We start from the raw sequence: 26832 nt of genomic DNA on the forward strand, positions 1-26832 counted from the left end.
TATGTTTAGAATGCCATGCCAGCCTCGCAAAGGCTGGCAGCAACTGGCCAATGAGTTCGGTTTTCATTTTCATACCATGTATGGCGAACCCTACTGGGATGAGAGCGCCTACTACCAATTTACGCTAGCGCAAATCGAAAATGACATCGAAGACCCCACTGCCGAGCTACATCAGATGTGTCTAGCAGTGACTGAGGATGTGGTAAATAGTGAGGAATTACTCACGCGCTTTCGCATCCCTGAACAGCATTGGGACTTAGTACGTAATAGCTGGCGTGAGCGAGACCCAAGCTTATATTCACGTCTTGATCTTGTTTACAGCGGCAAGGGACCAGCAAAATTATTAGAGAACAACGCAGATACGCCCACCAGCTTGTATGAGTCGGGCTTTTGGCAGTGGCTGTGGCTATCGCAAAACGTGGATAGGGGAAAGCTGCCCTTGCACGCCGACCAATTTAACAGCTTGCAAGAAAAGCTGGTGCACCGCTTCCGAGAAATAGCCCTTCATTATAATATCAATCAGATGCACATGGCGTGCTGCAAAGATACCGTAGAAGATCGCGGAACCGTGCAGTACCTTCAAGATTGCGCAAAGGAGGCCGGTCTAAGCACCGACTTTACTTTCATTGAAGATATCGGCTTGGCGGACACTGGCGTTTTCACTGACCTTCAGGATGCCCCCATCACAGATTGCTTTAAGCTTTATCCTTGGGAATTTATGCTGCGCGAAGAATTTGGCGACGTATTAGAAGATGCCCAGGTTAATTGGATAGAGCCGCCGTGGAAATCAGTGATTTCTAATAAGGCGCTTTTGCCTCAGCTCTGGAAAAAGTTTGAAGGCCATCCCAATCTCCTCCCCTCTTATTTCTCAGATGAAATCAGCGCAAAGAGTCTGTCTGGAAAATGGATTAAAAAGCCACTTTTTTCCAGAGAAGGCGCCAATGTTTCTATGATTGAGAGTGGCTTTGAAAACGTGCTTAGCGAAGGCCCGTATGGTGAAGAAGGCTTTATTGTTCAAGCATTTGAACCTTTACCCGTTTTTGAAGGTAATCATACTCTTTTAGGGAGTTGGTTGGTAGATGACATGCCAGCGGGTATTTCGGTAAGGGAAGACGCGTCTGCTATTACTCAAGATCTTTCTCGCTACCTTCCTCATATTATTCTGTAGTCTATTTTAGGGGCCCTTTTGATGAAGCCGCTTTCTTTCCAAATTCGCGTACTGCTAACGCTAGGTGCACTATTAATTGTAATAGAAGCTGCCAACTTGCTTACCGGTAATGCACTTAACCAATTTGGTGTAGTGCCGCGCACGCTATCAACATTGCCCTATATTTTTACTGCCCCTTTTCTTCACGGTACGCCGACGCATTTAATGGCCAACTTGGTTCCGCTATTACTATTTATGGGGCTAACCATGCAATGGGGAAAGCGCACCTTTATTATCGCTACGTTCAGCGCACTTATTATAGGTGGTTTAGGCGTGTGGCTATTTGGCAGAACGGCAACCCATATCGGCGCAAGTGGTATGGTATATGGCTATTTCGGCTTCCTTGTACTAGCTGGCTTTCGTAGTAATAAAGTGCGGTATTTGCTTATTTCACTTGTCGTTGCTGCACTTTACGGCGGAATGCTGGTTGGCGTACTTCCCACATCGAAATTTATTTCCTTTGAATATCATCTGTTTGGCTTTATTGGCGGCTTATTCGCCGCATGGCACTGGGCACGCTAATTAGTTTACGTATAATTGGCTACAAGATAAGACGTTGTTAAAAGATATGTCAGCAGTACAAGAACCGACTCAAAAAAACCAAGGCTTTTTCGGCAACCTCGCGTTTAACATTGTTATTCCCGTGGTACTGATGAGCTATGCAAGCTCTGAAGATTATTTAGGCCCGGCGTGGAGCATTGTCGCTGCATTAAGCTTTCCTATTGGCTATGGGCTATGGGACTTAAAAGAATCTGGAAAGGTCAACGGCTTTTCTGTGCTAGGTATTATCAGCGTGCTGCTCACTGGCGGCTTCAGTTTACTTAAACTTCCTGCTGAATACATTGCGATTAAAGAGGCAGCGATACCAGGTCTTATCGGCATTGCTGTGCTCATTACCCAATACACTAACAAGCCTTTGGTTAAGATCCTTATCCTAAACGACCAAATTATCAACTGGCCCCATCTTAACCGAGTACTAGATGCCAAAAACAAACAGAGCGAATTTAAAAAGAAAGTAGCGGTTAGCTCTTATATCGTTGCCAGCTCCTTTTTTCTTTCATCGGCGCTTAACTACATTCTGGCTAAAATGATTTTGGTTAGTGAACCGGGCACCACCGCTTACACTGAAGAACTAGGTCGAATGACCGCGCTTAGCTATCCGGTGATTGTCATTCCGAGCATGATTTTGCTTATTGCTGCCCTTTGGTATTTGTTTGCGCAAATTAAAAAGATTACTGGCGAAGAACTCGACAATTTTATAAATCAGTAACGCGTTTACCACTAAGGGGCTCACCGCCCCTTTTTTGTTTCTCGCAAACAGCTACGCCTTTTAAGCCTAATACCTCCCCCATACGTATAGAGTTTACTGCTGAGTATTGTCGGCGCTTATAGACTATAAAAATACCTGCCTATGCTGATTATAAACAAGTTGAAAAAATCATTTTCTGCCTCAGAAAAGCCGCTGCTAAACAATCTTGAACTTACATTAAATAGCGCTGAATCAGTAAGCATTCAGGGCGCATCTGGCTGCGGAAAATCAACATTGCTGTCGCTAATCGCTGGTTTTGACAGGCCAGATAGCGGTGACATACTCATCGACAACTTATCTATTACGGAACGTAAAAATAAGGCTCACGACATTGATGGGTTTCGCAAAAACAAACTGGGCATTGTCTTTCAAAGCTTTAACTTGTTCGATTGCTTTAACGCATGGGACAACATTGCATTCACAGCACGGCTCAAAGGAAATTACGATAAAGGCTATCAGCAAGCACTTATGCAGCAGCTGGGTATTGTAGCGCTTTCCAAAAAGCCCCTAAGCCAGCTTTCTGGTGGTGAACAGCAGCGCTGCGCCATTGCCCGTGCCCTTGTGCATCGCCCTTCCCTTGTGCTAGCCGACGAGCCTACAGGTAACTTAGATGAAACCACCAGCGAGAGCGTAGCGGATCTGCTTTATCAAACCTGTAAGAATACTAATACCGCGTTAGTGGTAGTTACGCACAGTAGCGATGTGGCCAAACGAGCAGACCGAGTTATGAGACTGCATAAAGGTGTACTAGAAAATGCTGGGTCTAACGACAGTTTCGTTTCATCTACCCTTTAGTGCATGACATTGCGATGACATCCAACACCAAAATAAAGCGCCAAAACAGCAAGTAAAAGGAGAAACGGTTGCGTACCTTATTGCTCACTACCTTAGCTCTCTTTGCTATGGCGAAAAAGCGTCCGTGGGAGCCGTTGCTTATTATTTTTGCTATTGTTTTGGCAAATGCAGGGCTAGTTACCGTTCTATTGATAAACGAGGGCGCCACGCAGGGTGAGCTGCTGCAAAATAAGCAAAATCTTTTAACCAATAGCCTTGTTACGCCATCTGACAAGGCGGTAAATTTCACCAAAGAGCAGTATTCGTTATTGCGAAGAAGTGGTTTTACTCAGCTTATTGCATTTACTACACGCGATATCACGCTAACCTGTAGCAGCGAGAAAAACGAAGCTCAGGAAACCAAAAAGCATTCGACTATTACGCTGTTAGGTATAGATTCCCAGCCATTTCTGGGAAGTCGGATGCGAGGCTTTTCTGTGCCTGACATGTCTTTACTCCAAAACTCAATGTCCACTTCGCAAGCTCCATCGAAAAATAACACACGGATATTTAGTCCAAAGCCATCGAATTCACAGCGCTCAGCCTCAGATACGTTTGATGCTTTTGCAGTAAATGGGCTTCTACATCCTGCCACAAGTGCGAAGCTAAATTGCCATAACCATCATGTGCCGCCGCAAATAGAGTCAGCAGAAGGTAAAGAGACACAACTTTTCTGGCCCGCGAATATAGCTACTAACGCCACCAATCTGGTTCCCCAAGATACGCTAGTGATCCCAATTGAAGATTTTTATAAAGGCAGTATTAATGTAAACGATGGGCAATTTCCACTTGCCGGGGTTATTGCTTTAACTGCGCTTAACACGCAAGACATCAGTGATATAGAGGCGATTCTTGGTATATCCGTCTCGGTGACTACTTCAGGTGCTACAAATGAAACAGGCTCTCTACCCGACAGCTTTCGTTTAAACCTGTGGGCGATGAGTGCACTTATGGGGGTAGTAGCGCTATTCATCGTGCTTAATGCGCTTAATTTAATGTACCGTACACGCTTACCTAACATCATTCGTTTTCGTCAGTTGGGTATATCAAGTGCAATATTAACGAGTGCTTTGTTTACAGAACTCCTTTTATACTGTCTGATAAGCATACCTATCGGAATGTTTTTAGGCTTTCAGGCCGCGACGTTGCTCTCTCCGGTAATTAGCGGTACTTTTACGTCGCTGTTTAACGCAGTGTTTGTTAACCCCGATGTTAATTTACTCTCGCTGTTTGGCCTGGCGCTATTCGTAACATTTCTCTCGCTAGCCCTGTTTGCACTCGTACCGGTAACAAAGCTTTCAAAGGCTTTGACCGTTAATCGAGTGAAGAAAACGAAAGGCGCTTCTCTCTTATTTGTTCTGACTTCAACACTGTTTACGCTCCTGTTGCTCTTCGCTGTAGAGCAGGTTGTTGCCTCAACCGCTTCTGCACTTTTCTTCGTTGCACTGCTTCTGCTATCTAGCTGTGTGCTAGTACTACTATGGCTTCCGATTATCGCAAAAGCACTAACAAGCATTATGCCGAAAAGGTGGCCGGTGTTTTATTATGTTATTGCCAATATGCATTCATTATCGGGCAAAACCCGCCTTGCAGTATGTGCTTTTTTCATCGCCCTTACAGCCAATATTGGCATGAATACCATGACGGATAGCTTCAGGAACGCAACCGAGCAGTGGTTAACCCAAAGGCTTTACGCCCCCTTCTATTTATATACCAACCAGCCACTTTCAAAGGTGAAGCTTTTATCCTCGATGACCACGACACCTCTTTTGAAAGTAGAAGGAAAAGTCATAGGCGTCGCTGGAAACGAAGGGGGCTCAATAAGCAGGGTAGATGCGCCCACAAAGATATCTATAAGTAGCTACCCTGTTCACGACACCGGCAAAAAAGCACTAGTGTTAGATTCAGTACTTAAAACAGTTTCAAGCACCGTTTCGGGCTCAATGTCAGGCTCAGTGTCAGGCTCAGTGTCAGGCTTAGCGCCGAATTCAGAAAAAGGCACATCACCACAGAATAGGCTAGAGGGAGACAAAGCGCTTAATTCTGTGTGGCGAAAATTTGTTAACGGCGAAGGTGTTTTTATCAATCAACAGCTTGCCTACAAGCATGACATAACGCTAGGTGATACGCTGGCTATTTCGAGTATCACATTGCGTCAGTCAGAAACATCAGACAACGCTGCGCTAAATGCTCAAATAGCGCAGGCTGGTTCAGAGGTAAGTTCAACTGTCTTTTCAACAATGCCTAAGTGGAAAGTACTCGGTATCTATCCTGATTATGGAAATCTGAACGGTCAAGTATTGGTACCCCTGCCCTTCTTTGCCACGCAAGATGATGTCATTAAAAACGCATTGTACTCTGGCGTGATGGCAATCTACCCAACGGCAAAAACCGATAAACCTGAAGCCAAAAGCGCTGAAAAGAATAAAGAGAGGAGCGGTGATATTAGCGACGGATTATCGATGCCTCTTAATTCAAACGACGCTAAGTTTAAGGCTCAAGTAGAAAAGGTGCTGGACGCACAGCCCCAAATGCGTGGTAAATACACCTTGTATGCCAAGCAAAACTTACTCGATATCTCTATGCAAACCTTTGATAGGACTTTTGTGTTGACGGATGGCCTAAATATTACAACGCTTCTGGTTGCAGGCATTGCTTTCGCGGTTTCACTGACGGTATTAACCCTAGGCAGCGCGGCGCAGCTATCGGTACTTAGAGCCCTTGGAGTAAGCCAAATCAAAGTGAAATTTGCACTTTTTATGCAGTACATGTTGCTGTGCTTTATGTCTGCACTTCTTGCCGTACCTTTTGGTATTTATCTGGCGTATGTATTTATCAACTTAGTAAACAGATACGCGTTTAACTGGACATACCCGCTCGCCATTAACGCACAAGTCATTGTATCTAGCGTGGGCTTGTCTCTGCTTATCGTATCACTAGTACTGCTACTTCCTTTGGGCAAGTTAAAGCCTAAAATCGACTTAAGGCAAGAGGTTCAGCTATGACGCTAAATCATGCTAAAAAGCTGTCATTACAACTGTTAAACCACTATCTAAAACAATGGAAAAAGTTACTGATAAGCCTGTTAGATAAAGAGGAAAAACAGATAAAATCTTCAGCATTGCCTGGAATTATCGCTGCGTGCTGTATATTAGCGGCTTGCAGCGATCCCGCCGATGGAACGATGAAAAATGAAACCGGTGGCAAAAATACCTCTTATAGCGAAGCTAACGTCAGTACAGCTGATAACAATGTAAAGAAACCCACCAGAAAAACCAATGGAGTGAATAATACCCCCAACCGCTTCTTTGGAGACATGGAAACTAGCGCTCGGTTTACCTCTGTAGAGCGCAATACGCCCTTAACATTGCCTTCTGATCACAAAAGCCATCCTGATTTTCAGCTTGAGTGGTGGTATTTAACCTTCGTACTGGAAAACGAAACTGGCGATGAAATCGGCCTTCAATATACCCTCTTCCGTTTTAATACCAGTGACGATGCTCATAACGATGCCACAAGTAGTAGCTGGTCAAACGGGCAGCAATGGATGGGACATGCATCACTTCATACCGCAAACGCTCATTACTTCGAAGAACGCTTCGCTTCTGGCGGCGTGGGCAACGCTTATGTTCGCTCACAACCATTCAGTGCAGCCATAGACGATTGGGTGTGGGAAAGCTCAACGAAAGATATAGGTGACAACAACGAACGTGAGAGCATGTTCCCCTCCACACTGTCTTTTGCATTTGGACAATCTAAGCAAGCAATGTCTGACATTCCTGAAAAAGAAAACCAAAAGGCATCATCACCTGCTGCAGTAACCAGCGCTCACAAGCTCAACGACAATGCCGTAGATGTCTCGTTAACCCTAACCACTTCAGGCCCTTTTATTAAGCATGGTGAAGAAGGCTATAGCAAAAAGACCCAAGACGGGCGTCTGCGCTCGTACTATTACAGTCAGCCTTTTATTCAGGCCGAGGGCATTATTGATGTTGACGGGAACGCGATAAACGTAAAAGGCAACGGTTGGTTCGACCATGAGTGGACAAGCCATCTAGCCAATAATCAAGCCATGGGATGGGATTGGTTTTCGCTTCATTTAAACGATGGCAGTAAGTTAATGGCTTTTCGCATGCACGCCGCTAAACAGAACGAAAGAGTAAGTAAGGATTACGACAAGCATGACGAAAACCACGTAAACGAAGTTTATACAACCGCCAGCTATATGAATGAGAACGGACGTAAAGAGACCTTGAGCCAAAATGACATTTCTATCTCGCCATTAAATAATGAAACGATACACCGCTCAAATCGCCGCCACATTGTTCCCTCTCATTGGCAAATAAAGATCCCTTCAAAGGATATCGACGTGACTGTCTCTACGTTTAAAAAAGATCAATGGAACGACAGTGTTTTCCCCTACTACGAAGGGCGCGTGGAGGTACAGGGAAGCCACTCTGGGAGCGGCTTTATGGAGTTGACAGGCTATTAATAAATAGACCAGTTTATGCGTTCACTCAGCGAGGTTAGTGCGGCAACGCCTAGTTGGGAGTTACCTACACTGTTAAGCGCTGGTGAAAATACGCAAATTGAGAAACGTCCAGGTACGACAGCAACAATACCACCGCCTACCCCGCTTTTACCTGGCAGCCCCACTTTGAACGCGAAACTACCGGCTTCGTCGTACATGCCGCTGGTTGCTAACAGGGCATTCACCTGTTTAGTTTGATAAGGCGTAAGCACTTGTTCGTTGGCGCAAGTAGAAAAACCGGCGTTAGCAAGAAAACTGGTAGAACGCGCCAAATCTTCACAACTCATTTCCAGCGCGCAGTTGTGAAAGTAGTTTCTAAGCACATCTTCCACCTCATTTTCAAAGTTACCGTAGGCTTTCATCAAATAAGCCATTGCCGCGTTGCGAGAGCGATGCTCAAATTCAGATTCTGCCACTACTTTATTAACAACAATCTCACCGTTACAACTTAAGCGCCTTACAAAATCTCGCATGGCAATAAAAGGGGAAGCAAAACGGGACTGCACCATATCGCTAACCACCAGCGCACCGGCGTTGATGAAAGGATTACGTGGAATACCGTTTTCGTATTCCAGCTGCACTAACGAGTTAAACGGCAGACCCGAGGGCTCGCATCCCACGCGGTCCCACATGGTATCTCCATAGTGATTAATAGCTAACACTAAGTTGAAAACCTTCGAGATACTTTGAATAGAAAAAGGAACGCTGGCGTCGCCGATTGACGTAATTCGCCCTTGGGTGTCACAAATTGATATACCAAATTGTCGTGGGTTTACCGTCGCCAGAGCTGGAATGTAGTCAGCAACCTTGCCCATTCCCAACATAGGTTCAACTTCTTCAAAGATATCTTGAAGTAACGACAGCATTTCGTTTTCCATTCTCTGTTATAGCCTCATTTTTTGCTGATAAAAATAAAGCGCCTGTTATATAACGCCGGCGCTTTATTTATTAAATGGTAAATCTCAAATCAAAGAAATTACCGCACTAACTAGTTGCAGTGCCAGTCCTCTTTAAAATTACACTGTTCGTCTTCATCAGACGTAAGCTCTATATTAGTAGATACTTTCTTCGCTTGCGGCGCGATCTGTACTGGCTGTTTTTTATCAATAAAACTGAAGATTTTCTTCGCAATATCCGTATTGTCAATTTGCCCCATGAAAGACTGATAGCCCGCACCGAAAGCAAAAACTTCAACATCTACCCCAGTATGGCCACCAGTTGTCCAACCTGTGTTAGTTTTTGTATCTAGAAAGGTCTTCACCGCCATGAAGCGTGTCTTATCATCCTGGTTCGATACGCTATCAAGGGTGGCAAGCTCTTCCTCACTTAAAGAAAGACCTAGCTTTTTCGCAACAAACTCGCCGGGGTTTTCTTCGTTCGCCATTTCAAGTGCAATAGTCATTACCGATGCAGACATCGATTTCAAATGCTCTGGGCTCCAGCGGTAGTCGCCATTAGCGCCAATCGTTAAACCGCCAGTACTGTGATCAGCAGTTAACACGACCAAGGTGTCTGGATTAGTTTTAACGTAATCCCGCAGGTACTCCATGGTTAGCGCTAAGTCGTGCATTTCAGCCATAGCAGAAGCGATGTCATTTGAATGACCAGCCCAGTCTACCTGACTTGCTTCAACTAAAAGAAAATACCCGTTATCGTTTTCTAAGTGCTTGATGGCATTTTGCGTTAAGTATTCAAGGCGATTTTTACGCTTATCATCAAGTACTGCAGGCAGCGCTACAGGTGCAAATAAGCCCAAGACGTTACTGCCAGCCGGTACTGATGCAAGGCGGTTGTATGATTCAGCATATTCGTAGCCCGCATCAATAAACTGGGCCAAAATGTCTCTGTCTTCACGTTCAAAGTATGAAGTACCGCCACCCAGCATTACATCGGCAACGAACTTTCCATCAGCGCGAACATCGAAAAAATCTTCCGCAATTTCGTTATAGTTCTTGCGGCTTTCATTGTGCGCAATATAAGAAGCAGGCGTCGCATGAACAATTTGAGATGTCACCGCTAAACCAGTGCGCATGCCTTTACTTTTCGCGTGATACATCACTGAGTTCACTGGCTGTTTATTTACGTCAACGCCAATTGCACCATTGTATGACTTAACGCCAGTAGCCAATGCGGTTGCCGCTGCCGCCGAATCTGTTACATAGCCAGAAATCTGAGCAGGATAAGTCGATGCATTGCCAACCAAAATATCGTCAAATACAACGGGTTCTATCTGAGGTGTTGAAGGGTCATCAACATAATTACGGTATGCGGTTGTATAGGCAGGCCCCATGCCGTCTGCAACAACCATAATAATATTTTTCGGTACAGATTGTAGCTGAACACGATTGGCGTTTGCAGGCTGGTTTGCAGATTCAGTAATACCACAACCCGCTAGAATGGCGATTGACGCACAGCTTAAAACGGATGTGCGAACAAATTGTTTAATCATTTAAACTTCCCTGAGTAAGTTAAAGTATCTAACAACGCTTTTAATCAGATGCAGATACGAAAAATTGGTGCTATCGCTTTTATTCGCTGATGCGCGTTAAAGTTTTTGCAGCGATAAGAGATATTAGTGTAATGCAGGCAAGCGAGATGCTCAAAGCTTTTGGATAAAATTACTACACGACAAGCTCTGCGCTACAAGATGACCATATGGTCATCTTGCAAGTCTAGCGTTGAAAAGGGGAAAAAGTTACTTATCGTTGGTAGCGCCTAGATATTCGCGCATGCGCTGCTGTGCAACGTCGACAAGCATATCCGGCTGGAATTTTGAAATGAATCGATTGCATCCCACCTTTTCTACCATCGCATCATTAAAGCTGCCGCTAAGGGATGTATTAAGGGCAATAAACAAATCACTCATTCTCGGATCGCCGCGCACTTCCGATGTCAGTCTATATCCGTCCATCTCTGGCATTTCAGCGTCGGTAAACATGAGTAATATCTCATCAGTAGGATTTTTGCCTTCATCAGCCCATTTCTTCAGTAACGAAAGCGCTTCAGCCCCGTTCTTACGCTCAATAATGGAAATACCTAGCTGCTCAAGCGTATCCCTAATTTGTTTCCTTGCCGTGCTGGAGTCATCCACTATAAGCACTTTCTTGCCCACGAAGTGATTCACTATTTCTTTGTCCAGCACTTCCTCGGAGATAGATGTGTCGTAATCAATGATTTCAGCCAGTACTTTTTCGACGTCAATGATCTCTACTAGCTCTTGTTTACCCTCAACATTCACCTGAGTTATGGCGGTTAAATAGTTTGACTTTCCAATTGCAGAGGGCGGCGGCTGGATAGAGCCCCAAGAGGTGTTAACAATGTTTTTAACGTTACCAATAATGAAACCCTGAACACTTCTATTGTATTCCGTAATGATAACGTTCTTTGCCGTTTCTTCTGTGGATGTGCCTCGCATCTTGATTGCTTGGCGTAAATCGATGATAGGAATTGAACTACCACGGTAGTTCATCACGCCCTTAAGATTATGGTGAGAACCTGGCATGATATTGAGCTTTGGGACATTAATGACTTCTTTAATCTTGAAGACGTTCATAGCAAAAATATGACGCGTTCCAAGCTGAAACATTAAAAGTTCCAGCCTGTTTTCTCCAACGAGCTTAGTTCTTTGATCAACTGACGACAGTACACTGCTACTCATAAAACCCACTTTTTATCTTAATATCAATTAGCTAGCCAAAATATTGCAGACATGTCACCGCTAAATTTGCTCACCGAGAATGTACCCTGCCTACTCACACAAAGCCATTACCCTTTTAGCTAATAGACTGATTAAATAACCGACAGCAACTACTGCTTATACCAACTACTGCTTACTGCACCTAGCATTACACCTGCTATTACATCCACACTATAGGCACATATCTGTCTCTTTGTATGGACCTATTTGAGGGGGGCACGTCGTATCACCCAGCCGTTTTCACGTCACCATGCCTTTACACTGGAAGCTTAGGGAGCAGCAACAACACATTCTGCGTTATGTCTTCATACACTCTGTGATCTCACTATATTAGCAAAAGTGTCCGAGATACTATTTACGCCCGCCAAACATTCACAAAATAAATGACCGCAATGCAAAATATATATTTCTCTTATTCCAATTCCGGCACTAGGATGAAATGGAATCAACGGGAACGCCCTACAGCGTAAACATAAACAACGTTAAGTATTTTAATTATAGTCGGGAGAGACGCTCATGTCGCAATATCAACAAGACATTGATAACTTCGCCACATTAAAGGCAGCACAAAACGGAACTTGGGAAGGCATTAATCCAGAGTTCGCTGCACGCATGAAGGTTCAAAACCGTTTCAAAACAGGTTTAGACATTGCTCGTTACACAGCAAGCATCATGCGCAAAGACATGGCTGAATATGACGCAGATTCGTCTCAGTACACACAGTCATTAGGCTGCTGGCATGGTTTCGTAGGCCAACAAAAAATGCTTTCAGTTAAAAAGCATCAAGGCACTACAAGTAAAAGCTACCTTTACCTTTCAGGCTGGATGGTAGCAGCACTTCGCTCTGAGTTTGGTCCTCTTCCTGACCAATCAATGCACGAGAAAACGTCAGTTTCTGCACTTATTGAAGAGCTTTACACTTTCCTTCGCCAAGCAGATGCACGTGAATTGGGCGACCTTTTCCACAAACTAGACGACGCAAAGAAAAATGGCGGTGATGTAGCGGCTATCCAAGCTGAAATCGACAACTACGAAACTCATGTAGTACCAATTATTGCAGACATCGACGCAGGTTTCGGTAACGAAGAAGCAACGTATTTACTTGCAAAGCAAATGATTGAAGCTGGCGCGTGCTGTATCCAAATCGAAAACCAGGTATCTGATGCGAAGCAATGTGGTCACCAAGACGGTAAAGTTACGGTTCCACATGAAGACTTCCTAGCAAAAATCAATGCGGTTCGCTATGCATTCCTAGAACTAGGTGTTGATGAAGGTGTGATTGTTGCACGTACTGACTCTTTAGGTGCTGGTCTTACGCAGAAAATTCCTGTGTCTACCTCTGAAGGTGACCTAGCTGCCCAGTATAACGCATTCCTTAAAACAACTGATGTTGCGGGTGTAGAAGACCTAACTGAAGGCGACTTAGTGCTTAAGCAAGGTGGTAAGCTTGTTAAGCCAGAGCGCTTACCAAACGGTTTATTCCGCTTTAAAGACAACACAGGTTTTGACCGTGTAGTACTTGACTGCGTAACGTCACTTAAGCACGGTGCTGACCTACTGTGGATTGAGACTGAAAAGCCTCACGTTGGTCAAATCGCAGAAATGGTTAACGCTATTCGCGAACAAGTTCCAAACGCTAAGCTGGTATACAACAACTCTCCATCGTTCAACTGGACGCTTAACTTCCGTCAGCAAGTATTTGACGCATGGACAGAAGCAGGCAAAGACGTGTCTGGTTATGACCGCGCGAAACTTATGTCTGCTGACTACGATGACAGCGAACTTGCAGCAGAAGCTGATGAGAAGATTCAGAGCTTCCAAGCTGATGCGGCACGTGAAGCAGGTATTTTCCACCACCTTATCACGCTACCTACTTACCACACTGCAGCACTGTCTACTGACAACCTTGCAAAAGGTTACTTTGGTGAAGAAGGCATGCTTGCTTATGTACGCGGTGTTCAGCGTCAAGAAATTCGTCAAGGTCTAGCATGCGTTAAGCACCAAGCGATGGCAGGTTCTGACCTAGGTGATACACACAAAGAGTACTTCTCTGGTGAAGGTGCACTGAAAGCATCTGGTGAAGACAACACCATGAACCAGTTCGACGTATAACGCGAACTAGCAATGAGTTAAACGGAAAGTATCCCAACCTTTCCTACAGGGCACCTTCGGGTGCCCTTTTTTATACCTTCCATTTATTTCATTTATGCCTTAAACAAAAAATAAAGAAAACTATCTTTTTTTTGATTTCATCAAAAAACCAATATACTCAATAAAAACCAATAACTTAAAGAGATAAAAATTATCAATTTAAGACTAAACGCTTATCTGACATTGAAATAAAAAAGCTTTATAATAGCTGCGTTTAATTCGGTTTAAGAAGAGCATTAGAATAATGAATATAGCGAAGGTCGACCTGAATTTATTGGTTTATTTGGATGTGCTGTTACGCGAAGGAAGTGTAACAAAAGCGGCAAACCAGCTAAGTATTACTCAACCAGCAATGAGTAACGGCTTAAAGCGCCTTCGCGATCTGTTTAAAGATCCGCTTCTAGTCCGCACCAGTGACGGGATGACACCCACTAAGCGCGCGCTTGAACTGCAGCCTATTATTCGCGATGTGCTTAGTCGATTAGAAAGTTCTATTCAGCCAGAAACTGACTTCGATCCGCTGACCAGCGACAGAACCTTCCGCATAATGACCAGTGACTATGCGGAGAGTACCTTGCTACTTGAATTAGTGGGCAGGCTAGCCGATTTAGCGCCTAATATTACTCTTGACCTTATAACGCCAAGCGACGTGACGTTTCACGATGTAGAGCAAGGTAAGGTGGATATGGCGATTAACCGCTTCGATGAACTTCCTTTGTCTTTTCACCAAAAAGTGATTTGGTACGACACGTTCAGTTGTGTGATGAGTGCCGACCATCCGCTCGTTGAGAAATGCAACCTTGAAGGCTATCTGAGTGCTCAGCATATTTGGGTTAGCAAAACTGGCTTTGGCGTGGGCGTGGGTATTGACCCAAATGAAGTTCAAAAACTTGGTTGGGTTGACGCTGAGCTAACAAAAATTGGAAAACAACGGGCAATTCGTGTGTTTACGCGTCATTATCATGCAGCCCTACAGATTGCGAAAAAACAGAAGCTTATTGCTACCTTGCCAAGCAAAGCTGCCCGTTTATTTAAACACGATCCAGACGTAGTGATTAAAGAGCCCCCTTTTGACATACCACCGATTGCGTTAAAAATGGCGTGGAGCGCCCTACTTCACCACGATGCAGGACACATTTGGCTACGCCGTTTAATCAGCGATGTGGCTAGCGAAATGAACGCCGGCTAAACATTCACGAGATATATGGCAAAAATACAAACCATAAATTAAAAAACTATCTCTATACACACTACACTGGGTTAACAGACAAATGTATAGAGGTAGTTATGCAAGGATATATTACTAGAGGCCGACTACAGGTTGCCGAACAACTCGATAACTTTATCAACGAACAGGCTCTTCCTGGTACAGGCGTAGATAAAGATGCTTTCTGGCAAGGTGCTGAAGCCCTCTTCGAAAAATTCATTCCTCAAAATCGCGCGCTGTTAGAAAAGCGAGAGCAGCTTCAACGTGCAATTGACGACTATCACAAGGCTGGCAACCCAGTAAGTGGAAATCAATATACTGATTTCCTTAAAAATATTGGCTACCTCGTTGAACAACCTTCTAACGTAAATGCTCAAACACAAAATGTTGACGCTGAAATTGCTGCTATGGCAGGCCCTCAGCTAGTAGTGCCAATAAACAACGCTCGCTATGCACTTAACGCGGTAAATGCCCGTTGGGGAAGCCTTTACGACGCATTATACGGCACTGACGTTATAAGTGATGAAGACGGTGCAGAAGCTGGCAAAAGCTACAACCCTGTACGCGGTGCCAAAGTCGTTGCGAAAGCGAAAGACTACTTGGATAGCATGATACCGCTTGCTAAGGGCAGTCATGCCGATGTCACGAAATACAAAATAGAAACAGGCAAGCTTTCCATCACGCTTTCAGACGGCGATGAAACTACCTTAGCAAATACTGAGCAATGGCAAGGATATCAAGGTGACATTAGCGCACCGTCAAGCCTGCTATTTGCACACAATGGCCTGCACTTCGAAATTCAAATTGACCCCACACACCCTATTGGTGAGAGCGACGCCGCAAACGTAAAAGACGTGCTGGTTGAAGCCGCGCTTACAACTATCATGGACTGCGAAGATTCAGTTGCTGCAGTCGACGCTGAGGACAAAACCCTAGTGTATAGCAACTGGTTGGGCCTAATGAAGGGCACCTTAAGCATTGAAATGACAAAAGGCGGCAAGCAACTCGTTCGCGCTATGCACGACGATAGAAGCTATCAGCCCTCTAAACACGCGTCAAAGAGTCAATTAATAGATGGAGAGCTGCGGCTTTCTGGGCGAAGCCTTATGTTTGTTAGAAACGTAGGCCACCTAATGACGAACAACGCCATGCTCTTTGACGGCGAAGAAGTGCCAGAAGGGATCATGGACGGGTTAGTCACTTCACTTATAGCAAAGCATGACCTTTTGGGTAATAGTAAATTTAAAAACAGCCGCGAAGGCAGTATTTATATTGTTAAACCTAAAATGCATGGGCCTGAAGAAGTGGCGTTCTCTAACGCGCTATTTGGTGCTATCGAGCCTATCATCGATGTTCCAACCAACACCCTCAAGATGGGCATTATGGATGAAGAACGTCGTACGAGTGTTAATCTACAAGCGTGTATCGCTGAAGCAACCTCACGTGTTGTGTTTATTAATACAGGTTTCTTAGATAGAACCGGTGACGAAATTCATACCTCAATGCTTGCTGGGCCCTTTGCAGAAAAAGCTGCGCTTAAGTCGATGGCGTGGATTAAGGCCTATGAAACCGCAAACGTCGCTATAGGCCTTCGCTGCGGCCTTTCTGGCAAAGCACAAATTGGTAAAGGCATGTGGCCAATACCAGATGAAATGCAAAATATGATGACCGCTAAAATAGGTCATCCGAAGGCCGGGGCTAATACGGCGTGGGTGCCCTCACCTACTGCCGCGACACTGCACGCGCTTCATTATCATGACGTAAACGTGTTTGACGTTCAGAAGTCTCTTGATGCCGATTTTGATGGGTTAAGCGATATTCTGACCATTCCATTGTTAGAAGACGCTTCAACGCTCACTCGTGACAGTATCAAACGAGAAATCGACAATAATGTTCAAGGTATTTTGGGCTACGTTGTACGCTGGGTTCACCAAGGCGTAGGTTGCTCTAAAGTGCCAGACATCAACAATGTTGGTCTTATGGAAGATCGTGCGACCTTACGTATTTCGTCGCAGCACATTGCGAATTGGCTAGAGCACGGCATTGTGAGTGTTGATCAGGTAAAAGAGTCCTTGGCTCGTATGGCAGTGTTAGTCGATGAGCAAAACGCCGGCGACCCTGAATATATTCCAATGGCGCCTGATTTAGACAATTCAATTGGCTTCTTGGCCGCAAGCGACCTTATCTTTAAAGGTAAAGAGCAGCCTAGCGGTTACACTGAACCTTTATTGCACGCCCGTCGACGTGAGATGAAGGCGAAGCTTGCTGGCAATTAAGTTTAGTTATTGATAACTAAACGTCTACTATCAAAACCTTGCCCACCTGCTGTTATAACAGAGGTGGGCATTTTGTTTTGACCTCTTCTACAAGTGGCGTCTTTTTAGCTGAATGCTTCGCATGAGTACATAGATACGGGGTACTCTACATCGCGTTGTGTAGCGATGGAGCCACACACTAGACTAAAGATTTCCACTAAATAGCCCCGCTATTTTGCCGTTATACAGCAAGTAAACAAAGCTTTTGACAAGAGGTTAAGCATTGGCAGTTAAAGCAAAAAACTGCGGTTGTAACAGCCTTATTATTATGGAGTATGCAGATGCAGCCAGCCTCGGCAACAGTTCCAAATGACCTATTACAAGGGGGCATCTCACACATTGTGCCCATTTTTTCAGGCGGAGGAACGCGTTTAAGCGCACACATTGGTATAATTAAGGCCTTGAATGATATGCGTATTGACTTCGATACGCTAGTAGGTGTATCGGGGGGCTCTATTGTCGCATCGCTCTATGCCAAGGGTTACTCTGTTGAACAAATGCGAGAGCTAGCGCTAGTCACTGACTTCAAGCAATTTACCGAGTTCTCACTCGTAAGACTTCTGCGCGAAGGTGGACTTTCATCCGGTGACGTTTTTCAAAAATGGATAGATAAGCAACTCGATGGAGCTGTGTTTAGCGATATGCCGATGGATTTGAACATTCTTGCCACCGATGTGAACGGCGGTGGGCCCGTTTTATTTAACAAAAAGACAGCACCTGATATGAAAGTGTCTGAAGCTGTACGTTACTCCATGTCAATCCCGCTTATATTTTCGTTTAAGCCGTTCAAAGAGTATTTGCTAGTAGATGGCGCCATATTATCAGAAGACGCTCTCTTCGAAGATTGGCGAGGTGATGGAACGCCTTCGGTATGTTTCAGGCTGCAAAGCACTGAACAAAAGCGCAAGGTAATTAAGAAAAATATTCTTCAACTGCCTCAATATGTCAGCATGCTTATTCGTACGTTTATGACGGCAATTTCTCGGGAATACGTTAATGCTAAGTATTGGCATAATACTGTGGTGGTAAATACGGGTGAGATTTCAGCGGTAGATTTTTCACTGTCGCCTGACATCAAGAACACACTTTTTGAACTTGGTTATGCCACCACAAAAGAGTTTCTGCCCAAAAAGTGTGCGGGTGTAATGAAACGAAGTGCACTTGATGTGATGTAACCTAATCAAGTGCTCAATAGAAATCAAATTTTGTAAAAGTCTCGATACCAATCGACAAAGGCCTTTATGCCGGTCTCTACATCCGTTGAAGGCTGATAGCCGGTATCAGCAACTAAAGATGATACGTCAGCATAAGTATCAGGCACATCGCCCGGCTGCATAGGAAGCAACTCTTTTTTAGCCTCAATGCCCAAAGCACTCTCAAGGGTCTCAATAAACTTCAAAAGATGAACGGGCGTTTGCGCACCAATGTTATACACCTTATAAGGCGCCTTACTGGTACTTGGGTCAGGATTGCTGCCATCCCAGTTTTCATTAGGTTGAGCCACATTATCCAGCGAGCGAATGACTCCTTGAACGATATCATCAATATATGTGAAATCACGACGGTGATTACCGTAGTTATAAACTTGAATAGTTTTGCCTTCTAATATGGCTTTGGTAAATTTGAACAGCGCCATATCTGGGCGCCCCCAAGGGCCGTACACGGTGAAAAAGCGCAGCCCAGTTGTAGGCAAGTTATACAAGTGGCTGTAAGTGTGCGCCATCAGTTCATTGGCCTTTTTAGAGGCAGCATACAAGCTAACTTGGTGGTCTACATTGTGTTGCTCTGAAAACGGCATTGTTTCATTCGCGCCATAAACTGAGCTAGATGACGCATACACCAAGTGCTCGACTTTATTATGGCGACACCCTTCTAAAATATTTACGAAACCGACGATATTGGAATCGACATAAGCGTTCGGGTTTTCAAGGGAATAACGTACGCCAGCTTGCGCCGCCAAATGCACTACTCTGTCGAACTTGTGTTCCTCGAAAAGAGCAGCCATTTTTTCGCGTTCTTCAACGCCCATTTCTACGAAAGAAAACAAATCAGCAGCAGATGATGATTTAATCTCGTCTAGACGAGCGTGCTTTAAATTCACATCGTAATAATCGTTAATGTTGTCAATCCCGACAACTTGGTCACCACGATTGATAAGGTATTGCGATACAGCTGCACCAATGAAACCAGCTGCTCCGGTGACCAAGATTTTCATTTATTGTTCCTTAACATCTTTTTGTTGGATATGCTGATTATTTTCAACATCTCCTGTAACTGACTTGACAATACTTCGCCAAAGTTTAGCGGCGGTATGTTTCACTAGTATATTAAATGGCATTTTCAATAAATGCCCGCGGACGAATGCCAGCCATTCTGCTATTCTTCGAAATTTTACATCAACTAAGCGGTGATTAGCAGCAAGAACCTTACCAAAAATAAAATCGTCTATTGCTAACCTAATGCCCTTGGGCTGTGGGTACTTGAAATTTTGAATAACGTTAGCTGGAACATGCTTATTAAAAACTCTAGCGAGATATCTAAATGCTAAAAATAGTTCGTTTTCAAAACCGGTGTTCTCCGCAAGTTCAAACAAATAATCCACTTCATCAACGTCACCAACAATTTCATCTAGCAATAATGACAAATCCGATAAATCTCTAAACCCGTTAGTAAATTCTTCAGAGAAAAACAAATGTATAGCGGAGTGAAGGAACATTGCCGCAGGCCGAAGTACTTCAACTCCATATTCGGTCTCTATGGTGGATTCAAAAAAGAACTCAATATTTGGGGCTCGGCCACTTACAACGGGAATAATATTATGGTGAACATCTAAGACCGTTCCCCTCTGAAAATGACGCAGAGGAGGGATTTCATGAGCCCACTCTCGGTAGTACTTTTGGTCATATTCAGAGTCCGTGTCTGAGACAAAACCAAACAAATGAAGTGCTCTTTCAACTTTCGGAATATCATCTTTGAGTACCAAAAGATCGATATCTGAAAATATTCTCCCCTTTGCAGCTTTGCTGTCTGCAATAACGTAACCTGCTCCCTTTAAAACAATCAACTTATTATTTAATGCTCTAGAAATTTTTGCATTAACGAGTTTCACTTCATTTATAACTTGATTGTGAAAAAGAGTTTCATGACGAATACTTGCAACCAAGTGGGCATGTGCTGTAGGAGGTATATGAAAATCGTTATCTGCATCACTTAAAAGTATAGAGGCGACTCTCGGTAGCAAAGAGTTAGCACGGGCAACAAGAATCAAATCACGCCACTCTGATTTAGAAAGCGAATTAAAGTGACTACCGGTTAAGATACCCGTTAAAATTGTTTGCACACAGCGAGACACTAATTATTCACCTCGCTTTCCAAGATATTCCTCAACTCATCCACGTTACTGTATGTCGCTTCTAATAAAAGCAGATTAGGTAGTTTACTAGAGATGAACTCGAAACCTTCGTGACCAAATAAGTCAAAATTAAAAGCGTTTTCAATCAACATATTTAATGTTGAGATTTGTGTCATTGAAAAGACTTCTGTAGGGCTATTTGCAACATACTTCGGGAAGACCACAGCAAATAAGTCGGCACTTTCTTCACACCGCCTCACAGAATCAGTGGGAGGCCTTACGTGTGCTACATCACCTTTCTGAGTATCTGTCGCTATATCAGAGATAAAAGCTTCGGGAAACCAATCTTTAACGAGTGAAATAGAATTATTCTTTAGGCATATAGGGCGAACGAAAGGTAGAACTTTTCCCGTTTCTATATCTAGCACCGCCATCTCATCAGACAGTAACCGCCATCCGGACAGCGCCAAACTGGCACATAAGGTACTTTTTCCTGAGCCAGGAGGTGCAGGGAATATTACAGCTTTACCATTTTTTTCTAGTACAGCAGCATGAAAAATTAAGTATTTATGATAGAAGTTTGCAACACACCAATTCATCCCCCATTCAAACAGAGGGTAGGCATGGGCAGAAGGCAACGGCTTGAATGGGATATGCCCGTCTAATTTGAAGACGGCCTGTGGTCTAAAGAATCGGCGGAAATTTGAAGGTCTCTCAACTGAAATATTAAAGTCAAACCAGTCTGAATTTAGAGATACTTTATAATCGCGATAAAGCTCTGCAATAGTTTTTGTAACCTGTGAGAAGGAAGAACTTACATTAACTGAAATCAAACCGAACTCGATATTCAATTCTGACTTTTTAACCGCATTTAAGTATTGAGTATCGGCTAACTCTGACACTAACAAATCACTACGCCCCAGAAAACTTTTAATCTATCAGGTTGTTTTGAGAAAGTAAGTCAGTGAATTCAGAAATATCGTCGTCGGAAAGGCCAAATTCAACTCCATCCAACTCCGGTATGGCAGGGAAGTCCACTGAGTCCTTCCAAGCTTTTATCAGGCTTTCGTATTTAGAAGGGAGAAACAGTACCTGATAAGACGGTAAAAACTGAATTGCGACTCCTGAATTATCAGGAGCGTAAAAAATACTAATGGACTGCAACTAACTCAACTCTACGATCAGTATGTAGCTCGGACAGCGTCAACTACATCAGACTCTTGAAATACACCGTTGTTGATATCGTCGTAAAGACCTTGAACGTAAGCACGAGCACTCGATTCACTCGTTCCGTTAGGAAGAGGGTATAGCCCACTTCGAGCATTCAGATATGCAACAACTAACGCTTCGTTAGTCGCATAATAATAGTCTCTGCTGGAAATCAAAAAGTTTCGAATGGTCTTTTCGCTTTTGCTCGAAAAACCAAAAGGTGGGCGAGTTGCGTCAAAAACATCTTTCCATTTAAAATTTGTAACAGATTCGGATGTAGGTTGTGACCTTTGACCATTAAGAACCCTTTTCCACGTGTAAGGGGATTCGCCTTTAATATTGGCTGTGGTGCAGTCTCTTGCCTGTGACAAGTTTCCCGACAAATTACCAGAAACCGAACACCCTGTTGCAGAGCTCGAACCACCAGCCCAAGCTGTTTTAGAAGCAATAGCAGCTACAACGCCACCGGCAGCAGCCTTGGTGATAAACTGCCGACGTGAATTCATACCTTTCCTAATGTCCTTATCAACATTCGAGTGCTTCATAAATTTTCTCAGATTCTGTTTATTGTAGCGTTAGAAGAATACTTAGCAAAAATAGAGCCAACTATAAAAATCCAACAAATCAAAAGCTTATACATAACAAAAATGTAAGTCGTTAAAAATGCTGACAGGGCGTGCACTTCAATTTGCGACGTATGGGTGAATTATAGCTCAAACAAAAAACTAATTACTACCTTTAAGAAAACAACTCATCATCTTCGAAACCAGCGTGAAACAGAAACTATGTCAATTTGTAGCGTCACTGATGAGTTTATGGACATATTTAACAGGGATAGCATACGAGATGCCTGTTGGTGATGATAAAGCACTTTCCTTTGTGTCTTTTACTAATACTTTATTGATAACACCCACTACTTCTCCTGATTTAGGGTCGTACATGGGGCTTCCACTATTTCCGGGGTAAGCAATGGCATCCAATTGATATATCAGACTAACACTATCTAACCTCTGCATCATCTTTAAGTTCAATTGCTGTGAATTCATTGCAGGTATAACGTCTGGTGTTATTGCTGATATGTAGCCACGATGGGTGGAAGGGTATATACCCAACACCGCCCCTATGGGAAATCCGGTGAATGCTATGTCAGTACCCGGTCTTTGCATACGCTCGGTCGATAATTTTAGAGGGGGCAAAATGCTATCTAGCTTTAACAAAGCTAAGTCGTGCTTAAGGTCTATTTTAATAATCTCTGCTTTTACTTTTTTAACAACCGTACCTTCACCACTAAGCACTACGTAATTTTCAACATACTTAGGATCTAGCGGTTCAGATACAACGTGATAGTTGGTAATAGCATAAGACCCATCATCCACTATGAAGCCCGTTCCCAAAACCCTCGGAGATGCATGCTTATACGGAGCATCTAACGCAATCGCAACGGTACTCTTTGTAACGCTCTCAACTACATCAATAAATTGTTGTTCTGCGCGCAAATGAGTTGATGTGGCCAACAAGAATATAGTACAAAACCCCATTAGCTTGTTTAAACTACCTACCATTTTTAAAAATCGAGCTAACACTAGGACGTTGCTAATTGTGCATCTTTTACGAGAGCTGTTTTTCATTATTTCTTCACCATTAAGCTTAATGTGCTTGATTTTAGCTATTGCCTTAATTCTGAGACAGTTTAATTTCAAACGATTATGCAAAGCATGCTTGTATAGTGTTATATCATTAGCGTTGCTTACAACACAGCCTTACTTTGCAGATCTACTTTTATATCCTTTGGAGCATGAAATAGCATATTCAGAATCATTGGTGGAGTTCGAAGAAACAGACTTTATCGTTTCTCCCGCTTGTTATTACTCTACAGTCGGCAAAGTAACAGAATTATCTAGGTGGAGTCACTGTTCGTTACAACGATTAATTCAAACAAGCAAACTCTCGAAAGAACTAGACAAACCAATTTTGGTAACCGGAGGAAACTTCTTACACGACCCTGACACAAACTATTCTCAAAAAGCGTATGACTTTCTTCTTGACCTCGGCGTTTCGCGAAAAAATTTAATTTTAGTAGCTAAAGGTACCAATACCGAGAGTGAGGTTGAATCAATAAAAGACTATATAGAGAAAAAAAATGTCATTCTAGTTACGTCAGCTACACACACGAAAAGAGCTTCATTACTTCTCTCCGAACATTGTAATAATATTAATATTTACCCAGTAGATTTCCACAGCTCGGGAAGCCTTACTCCGTACCTTAAGATACCGTCTGTAAGCGCTATGCGCAGAGTGGAGATAGCGCTATACGAATATGGAGCTCGCGTAAAGTATTTCTTGTTTAGTTAAATTGCTTTGAAAAGCAGAAAATAAGTGCGTAATGTTAGCGAAACAAAGGAAATGGATTCAACCATGAATAAAAAACAAATTTTATTTCTAGGCTTAACTAGCCTTCTGTCACTAGGGTGCACTCAAGAAACTGACCAAGAGAAATTTTTACTAGCTGAGAAGGACTATGAAGCTAGCGCCTACGAAAAGTCAATTATTCAGTTGAAAAGCTTAGTTCAGGAAAATGAAACGTTTTTGGATGCTAGACTTCTGTTAGCGGACGCATATTTGAAAACTGGTCAGATATTAAATGCTAAGAGGGAATACACTCGCATACTCGAAAATATTAAAGAAGAAAATGCTGACAAAGCCTTTTCGGCGATAGAAAACTACTTTTTACTGAGTTTTTTTAATCAGGAATTCGAAGATATTGAGTCTTTCAATACTACATTTCCAGAGTTACAAAAGAACTCAAGAATTAGTAAACTTAATGATAGATTCTTGATCCTTGTGGGGAGTACTGAGAAAAAAAGCGCCAAAACCCAAGATTTATTAGACCAAGCACTTATTGCACTAGAGAATAATATTTCGGACCAAAAACTGAAGCTATCTCAAGACGAAACTGCTGCCATCGAAACAGAAAGCGATGGTATTTTTTTACCCATGCTAGGGCACTATTATCTTGCTAACGGTGAGGCTACAAAGTGCATTGATACCTTTGAAAAAGTAAATGAACAACTTTTTACTCACCCATACTCCACCCTACGGTTGGCGCAATGCTATTACAATAATAAAGAATATGATGAAGCACTGTTGTATTCCGATGAAGTTTTATCTCGATTCCCCGATCAACCATTAGCGAACAGGTTGAAAGGAACGATCAATTTTCTTAACGGCTCTCTTGGAGAAGCTGAACAATATCTACTTAAAGCTGCAGATTTTTATCCCAATGACAGCGCCCTCAAAACTTACCTTGGCACGCTATACCTCCAACAGGGATATTACGAGAAAGCATTTCAACAGCTAAAAGGGGCCAACTCAGTATTTCCAAAAGGACATCCTGCAAGAAAAGTGCTCGCTATAACTGAGCTAAAGCTTGGAAATTACGAAAAAGGAATTGAGGTGTTCAAAGATAGCTTAATTGATAGCGACGAAGCTGACCTGTCACTATTTGCTATTGCCGCAAACGCTGCTCAGGCAGAAGGCGATATCGATACGAGAAACCAACTCATCCAAAGTATTGCCTCGATCGAAACCTCTTCTTTGTCATCTGAATTTCAAAAGTTTTCTCAACTAAATAAATTTAAAGCAAATGTTGAGGAAATGAATTTCGATTTCATTCCTTTGGTAGCACCTGAAAATGGTGCTTTAGCGCAGGTAATGATTGGAACACTTTATCAGTACAATCAAGTGGAAAAGTTAAAGCAAATTGCTAACACATGGCAGAGCAAAAACAAAGAGGCAGCAATTTTTGCAAGCAGCGTCGCAAGCTATCTGCAAGGCGATTACGACGCTGCACTTAAGAGTCTTCGGGCAAATAAAGTTGTTAGCCCTCTGAAACATACGCTAATCGTTGAATCACTCTTAGCGACTCAGAATGCTAAGAAAGCAAGTGAATATCTAGAGGGAGCAATATCAACTGAAAAACCTGACCTACTATTGCTTAATCAGCTTTTTATCGTGAATTTGGAAAATAGCTTTAGCCAGAATTACGTCTATAACGTAACCGACTCACTTATTGAAAAATCTTTTGAATTTGAGCTTTTGAAAGCCAAATTTTTATTACTTGAGAGCAAAAACAAAGAATCCTTAAGTTCTCTTTCTCGCTACAAAACAAGTGCTAAACAACTAAATTCTTCATATTGGAAGTTACTATTAAAAAATAAAGTAATGGCGACAGAACCTGAAGAAGTTTTGATAGCGTTAGATGAATGGATAAAACACACCCCCGACATTCCGGATGCTTATATTGCTAAAATCAATTACCTTGAGACGTTAGGAAACGCGAATAAAGCACTAGAAACAACAGAGCAAGCTCTTCAGAAGTTTGATGATCCGAGATTACAGTTACTTCAAGTCAACTTTTTGTTGTTAACAAGTTCGTTAGAGTTAGCTAAACAGAAGTTCGCTCAAATACCGAAAGCAACTCAAAATACTCCTTTAGGCAGAGGGATCTCCGCAAGCTTTGCATTGACGAATAAGAATTTTGCTCTAGCCGAAGAAAGACTCTCCGAAGCATATGAAAAAGCACCTAGCCCACGAGTCGCTTCCATGATGTTCAGCGCGCTGATGAACCAAAGAAAAACTAGCGAAGCAATTTCATTCTTAGAAAAGCATGTTTCGTATCTACCGACAGATATTATCAACATGCGCTTATTGGCAGACGCTTTAATTGAGAGAGACATGCTGAAAGCCCGTAGTTATTACATATTCTTGCTTGAAGCTACGCAAAATAACCATGCTGTCATGAATAACTTGGCTTGGATCGAGAATGAGCTTGGTAACAAACAGAATGCATTAACACTAATTGAGAAAGCGTTAGAACTAAAACCTAATGACCCGAATTACGAAGATACACTGGGATCAATAAAAAATTAACTTAATCTTCAAGGTCTCCATAAATAATTGTAGCCCAAAGTAGGTCTAGACAGCCTATCTGGGCTATGCTTATCTAGTAGTAACACCGTGC

Annotated in this window: 21 protein-coding genes; 12 read left to right on the forward strand and 9 right to left on the reverse strand. The window is 43.0% G+C overall.

The genetic code is table 11. The annotated features are described in order from the left end of the window. Position 1: 1 nt before the first annotated feature. The 6 genes from JC525_RS11680 to JC525_RS11705 all read left to right on the forward strand — a co-directional run bounded on the left by JC525_RS11680 (position 2) and on the right by JC525_RS11705 (position 7842). A complete protein-coding gene (locus JC525_RS11680) occupies positions 2-1168 on the forward strand; it encodes a glutathionylspermidine synthase family protein (RefSeq protein ID WP_198815998.1) in 1167 nt (388 codons plus the stop codon). 21 nt (positions 1169-1189) lie between these two features. Continuing rightward, positions 1190-1729 carry a rhomboid family intramembrane serine protease gene (locus JC525_RS11685; protein ID WP_198815999.1) on the forward strand — a complete coding sequence of 180 codons (540 nt, stop codon included), beginning with the start codon at positions 1190-1192 and terminating at the stop codon, positions 1727-1729. Positions 1730-1775: 46 nt separating this feature from the next. Continuing rightward, a complete protein-coding gene (locus JC525_RS11690) occupies positions 1776-2477 on the forward strand; it encodes a VC0807 family protein (protein ID WP_198816000.1) in 702 nt (233 codons plus the stop codon). Between the two features lie 141 nt (positions 2478-2618). After that, the gene (locus JC525_RS11695; RefSeq protein WP_198816001.1) at positions 2619-3311 is read left to right on the forward strand and encodes an ABC transporter ATP-binding protein; all 693 of its coding nucleotides are present in this window, start codon (positions 2619-2621) and stop codon (positions 3309-3311) included. A gap of 107 nt (positions 3312-3418) precedes the next feature. Continuing rightward, on the forward strand, positions 3419-6355 hold the full coding sequence (locus tag JC525_RS11700) for an ABC transporter permease (protein WP_198816030.1): 2937 nt from the start codon (positions 3419-3421) through the stop codon (positions 6353-6355). Then, positions 6352-7842 (forward strand): lipocalin-like domain-containing protein, encoded by a 1491-nt coding sequence (locus JC525_RS11705; RefSeq protein WP_233095139.1) that lies wholly within the window; start codon positions 6352-6354, stop codon positions 7840-7842. The genes JC525_RS11700 and JC525_RS11705 overlap by 4 nt, the downstream gene beginning before the upstream one ends. On the opposite strand, the gene glsB is transcribed toward JC525_RS11705, so the two are convergent. From glsB to JC525_RS11720, 3 genes are all read right to left on the reverse strand, one after another. Beyond that, positions 7839-8747 (reverse strand): glutaminase B, encoded by a 909-nt coding sequence (gene glsB, locus JC525_RS11710; RefSeq protein ID WP_198816032.1) that lies wholly within the window; start codon positions 8745-8747, stop codon positions 7839-7841. The two genes, JC525_RS11705 and glsB, sit on opposite strands and share 4 nt — an antisense overlap. A gap of 122 nt (positions 8748-8869) precedes the next feature. Further along, positions 8870-10330: an alkaline phosphatase gene (locus JC525_RS11715; RefSeq protein WP_198816002.1), complete on the reverse strand. Its 1461-nt coding sequence runs from the start codon at positions 10328-10330 to the stop codon at positions 8870-8872. Between the two features lie 246 nt (positions 10331-10576). After that, the gene (locus JC525_RS11720) at positions 10577-11539 is read right to left on the reverse strand and encodes a chemotaxis protein CheV (protein WP_198816003.1); all 963 of its coding nucleotides are present in this window, start codon (positions 11537-11539) and stop codon (positions 10577-10579) included. Positions 11540-12094: 555 nt separating this feature from the next. Here JC525_RS11720 and JC525_RS11725 point away from each other — a divergent pair. The 4 genes from JC525_RS11725 to JC525_RS11740 all read left to right on the forward strand — a co-directional run bounded on the left by JC525_RS11725 (position 12095) and on the right by JC525_RS11740 (position 18426). After that, positions 12095-13690 (forward strand): isocitrate lyase, encoded by a 1596-nt coding sequence (locus tag JC525_RS11725; RefSeq protein WP_198816004.1) that lies wholly within the window; start codon positions 12095-12097, stop codon positions 13688-13690. 283 nt (positions 13691-13973) lie between these two features. Continuing rightward, positions 13974-14918, forward strand: a complete 945-nt coding sequence (locus JC525_RS11730) for a LysR family transcriptional regulator (protein WP_071959609.1) — start codon at positions 13974-13976, stop codon at positions 14916-14918. A gap of 98 nt (positions 14919-15016) precedes the next feature. Next, entirely contained in the window at positions 15017-17212 is a 2196-nt protein-coding gene (locus JC525_RS11735; protein ID WP_198816005.1) for a malate synthase G, read from the forward strand. 320 nt (positions 17213-17532) lie between these two features. After that, positions 17533-18426 (forward strand): patatin-like phospholipase family protein, encoded by an 894-nt coding sequence (locus JC525_RS11740; RefSeq protein WP_198816006.1) that lies wholly within the window; start codon positions 17533-17535, stop codon positions 18424-18426. Positions 18427-18449: 23 nt separating this feature from the next. Here JC525_RS11740 and JC525_RS11745 read toward each other — a convergent pair whose 3' ends face one another. The 6 genes from JC525_RS11745 to JC525_RS11770 all read right to left on the reverse strand — a co-directional run bounded on the left by JC525_RS11745 (position 18450) and on the right by JC525_RS11770 (position 23395). After that, on the reverse strand, positions 18450-19466 hold the full coding sequence (locus JC525_RS11745) for an NAD-dependent epimerase (RefSeq protein WP_198816007.1): 1017 nt from the start codon (positions 19464-19466) through the stop codon (positions 18450-18452). Further along, positions 19467-20591: a nucleotidyltransferase family protein gene (locus JC525_RS11750; RefSeq protein WP_198816008.1), complete on the reverse strand. Its 1125-nt coding sequence runs from the start codon at positions 20589-20591 to the stop codon at positions 19467-19469. A gap of 11 nt (positions 20592-20602) precedes the next feature. Continuing rightward, on the reverse strand, positions 20603-21505 hold the full coding sequence (locus JC525_RS11755) for an HprK-related kinase A (protein ID WP_198816009.1): 903 nt from the start codon (positions 21503-21505) through the stop codon (positions 20603-20605). 28 nt (positions 21506-21533) lie between these two features. After that, positions 21534-21767: a hypothetical protein gene (locus JC525_RS11760; RefSeq protein ID WP_198816010.1), complete on the reverse strand. Its 234-nt coding sequence runs from the start codon at positions 21765-21767 to the stop codon at positions 21534-21536. Between the two features lie 17 nt (positions 21768-21784). Further along, the gene (locus tag JC525_RS11765; RefSeq protein ID WP_198816011.1) at positions 21785-22318 is read right to left on the reverse strand and encodes a twin-arginine translocation signal domain-containing protein; all 534 of its coding nucleotides are present in this window, start codon (positions 22316-22318) and stop codon (positions 21785-21787) included. Between the two features lie 282 nt (positions 22319-22600). Next, the gene (locus JC525_RS11770; protein WP_332874105.1) at positions 22601-23395 is read right to left on the reverse strand and encodes a S1C family serine protease; all 795 of its coding nucleotides are present in this window, start codon (positions 23393-23395) and stop codon (positions 22601-22603) included. Between the two features lie 67 nt (positions 23396-23462). On the opposite strand from JC525_RS11770, the gene JC525_RS20240 reads away from it, so the two are divergent. Together JC525_RS20240 and JC525_RS11780 are read left to right on the forward strand one after the other, a co-directional pair. After that, positions 23463-24164 carry a YdcF family protein gene (locus tag JC525_RS20240; protein ID WP_442859552.1) on the forward strand — a complete coding sequence of 234 codons (702 nt, stop codon included), beginning with the start codon at positions 23463-23465 and terminating at the stop codon, positions 24162-24164. Positions 24165-24227: 63 nt separating this feature from the next. After that, positions 24228-26741: a tetratricopeptide repeat protein gene (locus JC525_RS11780; protein WP_198816013.1), complete on the forward strand. Its 2514-nt coding sequence runs from the start codon at positions 24228-24230 to the stop codon at positions 26739-26741. The last annotated feature ends 91 nt before the right edge of the window (positions 26742-26832 follow it).

The organism is Alteromonas sp. IB21 (genome assembly GCF_016405965.1).
Taxonomy (GTDB): Bacteria; Pseudomonadota; Gammaproteobacteria; order Enterobacterales; family Alteromonadaceae; genus Alteromonas.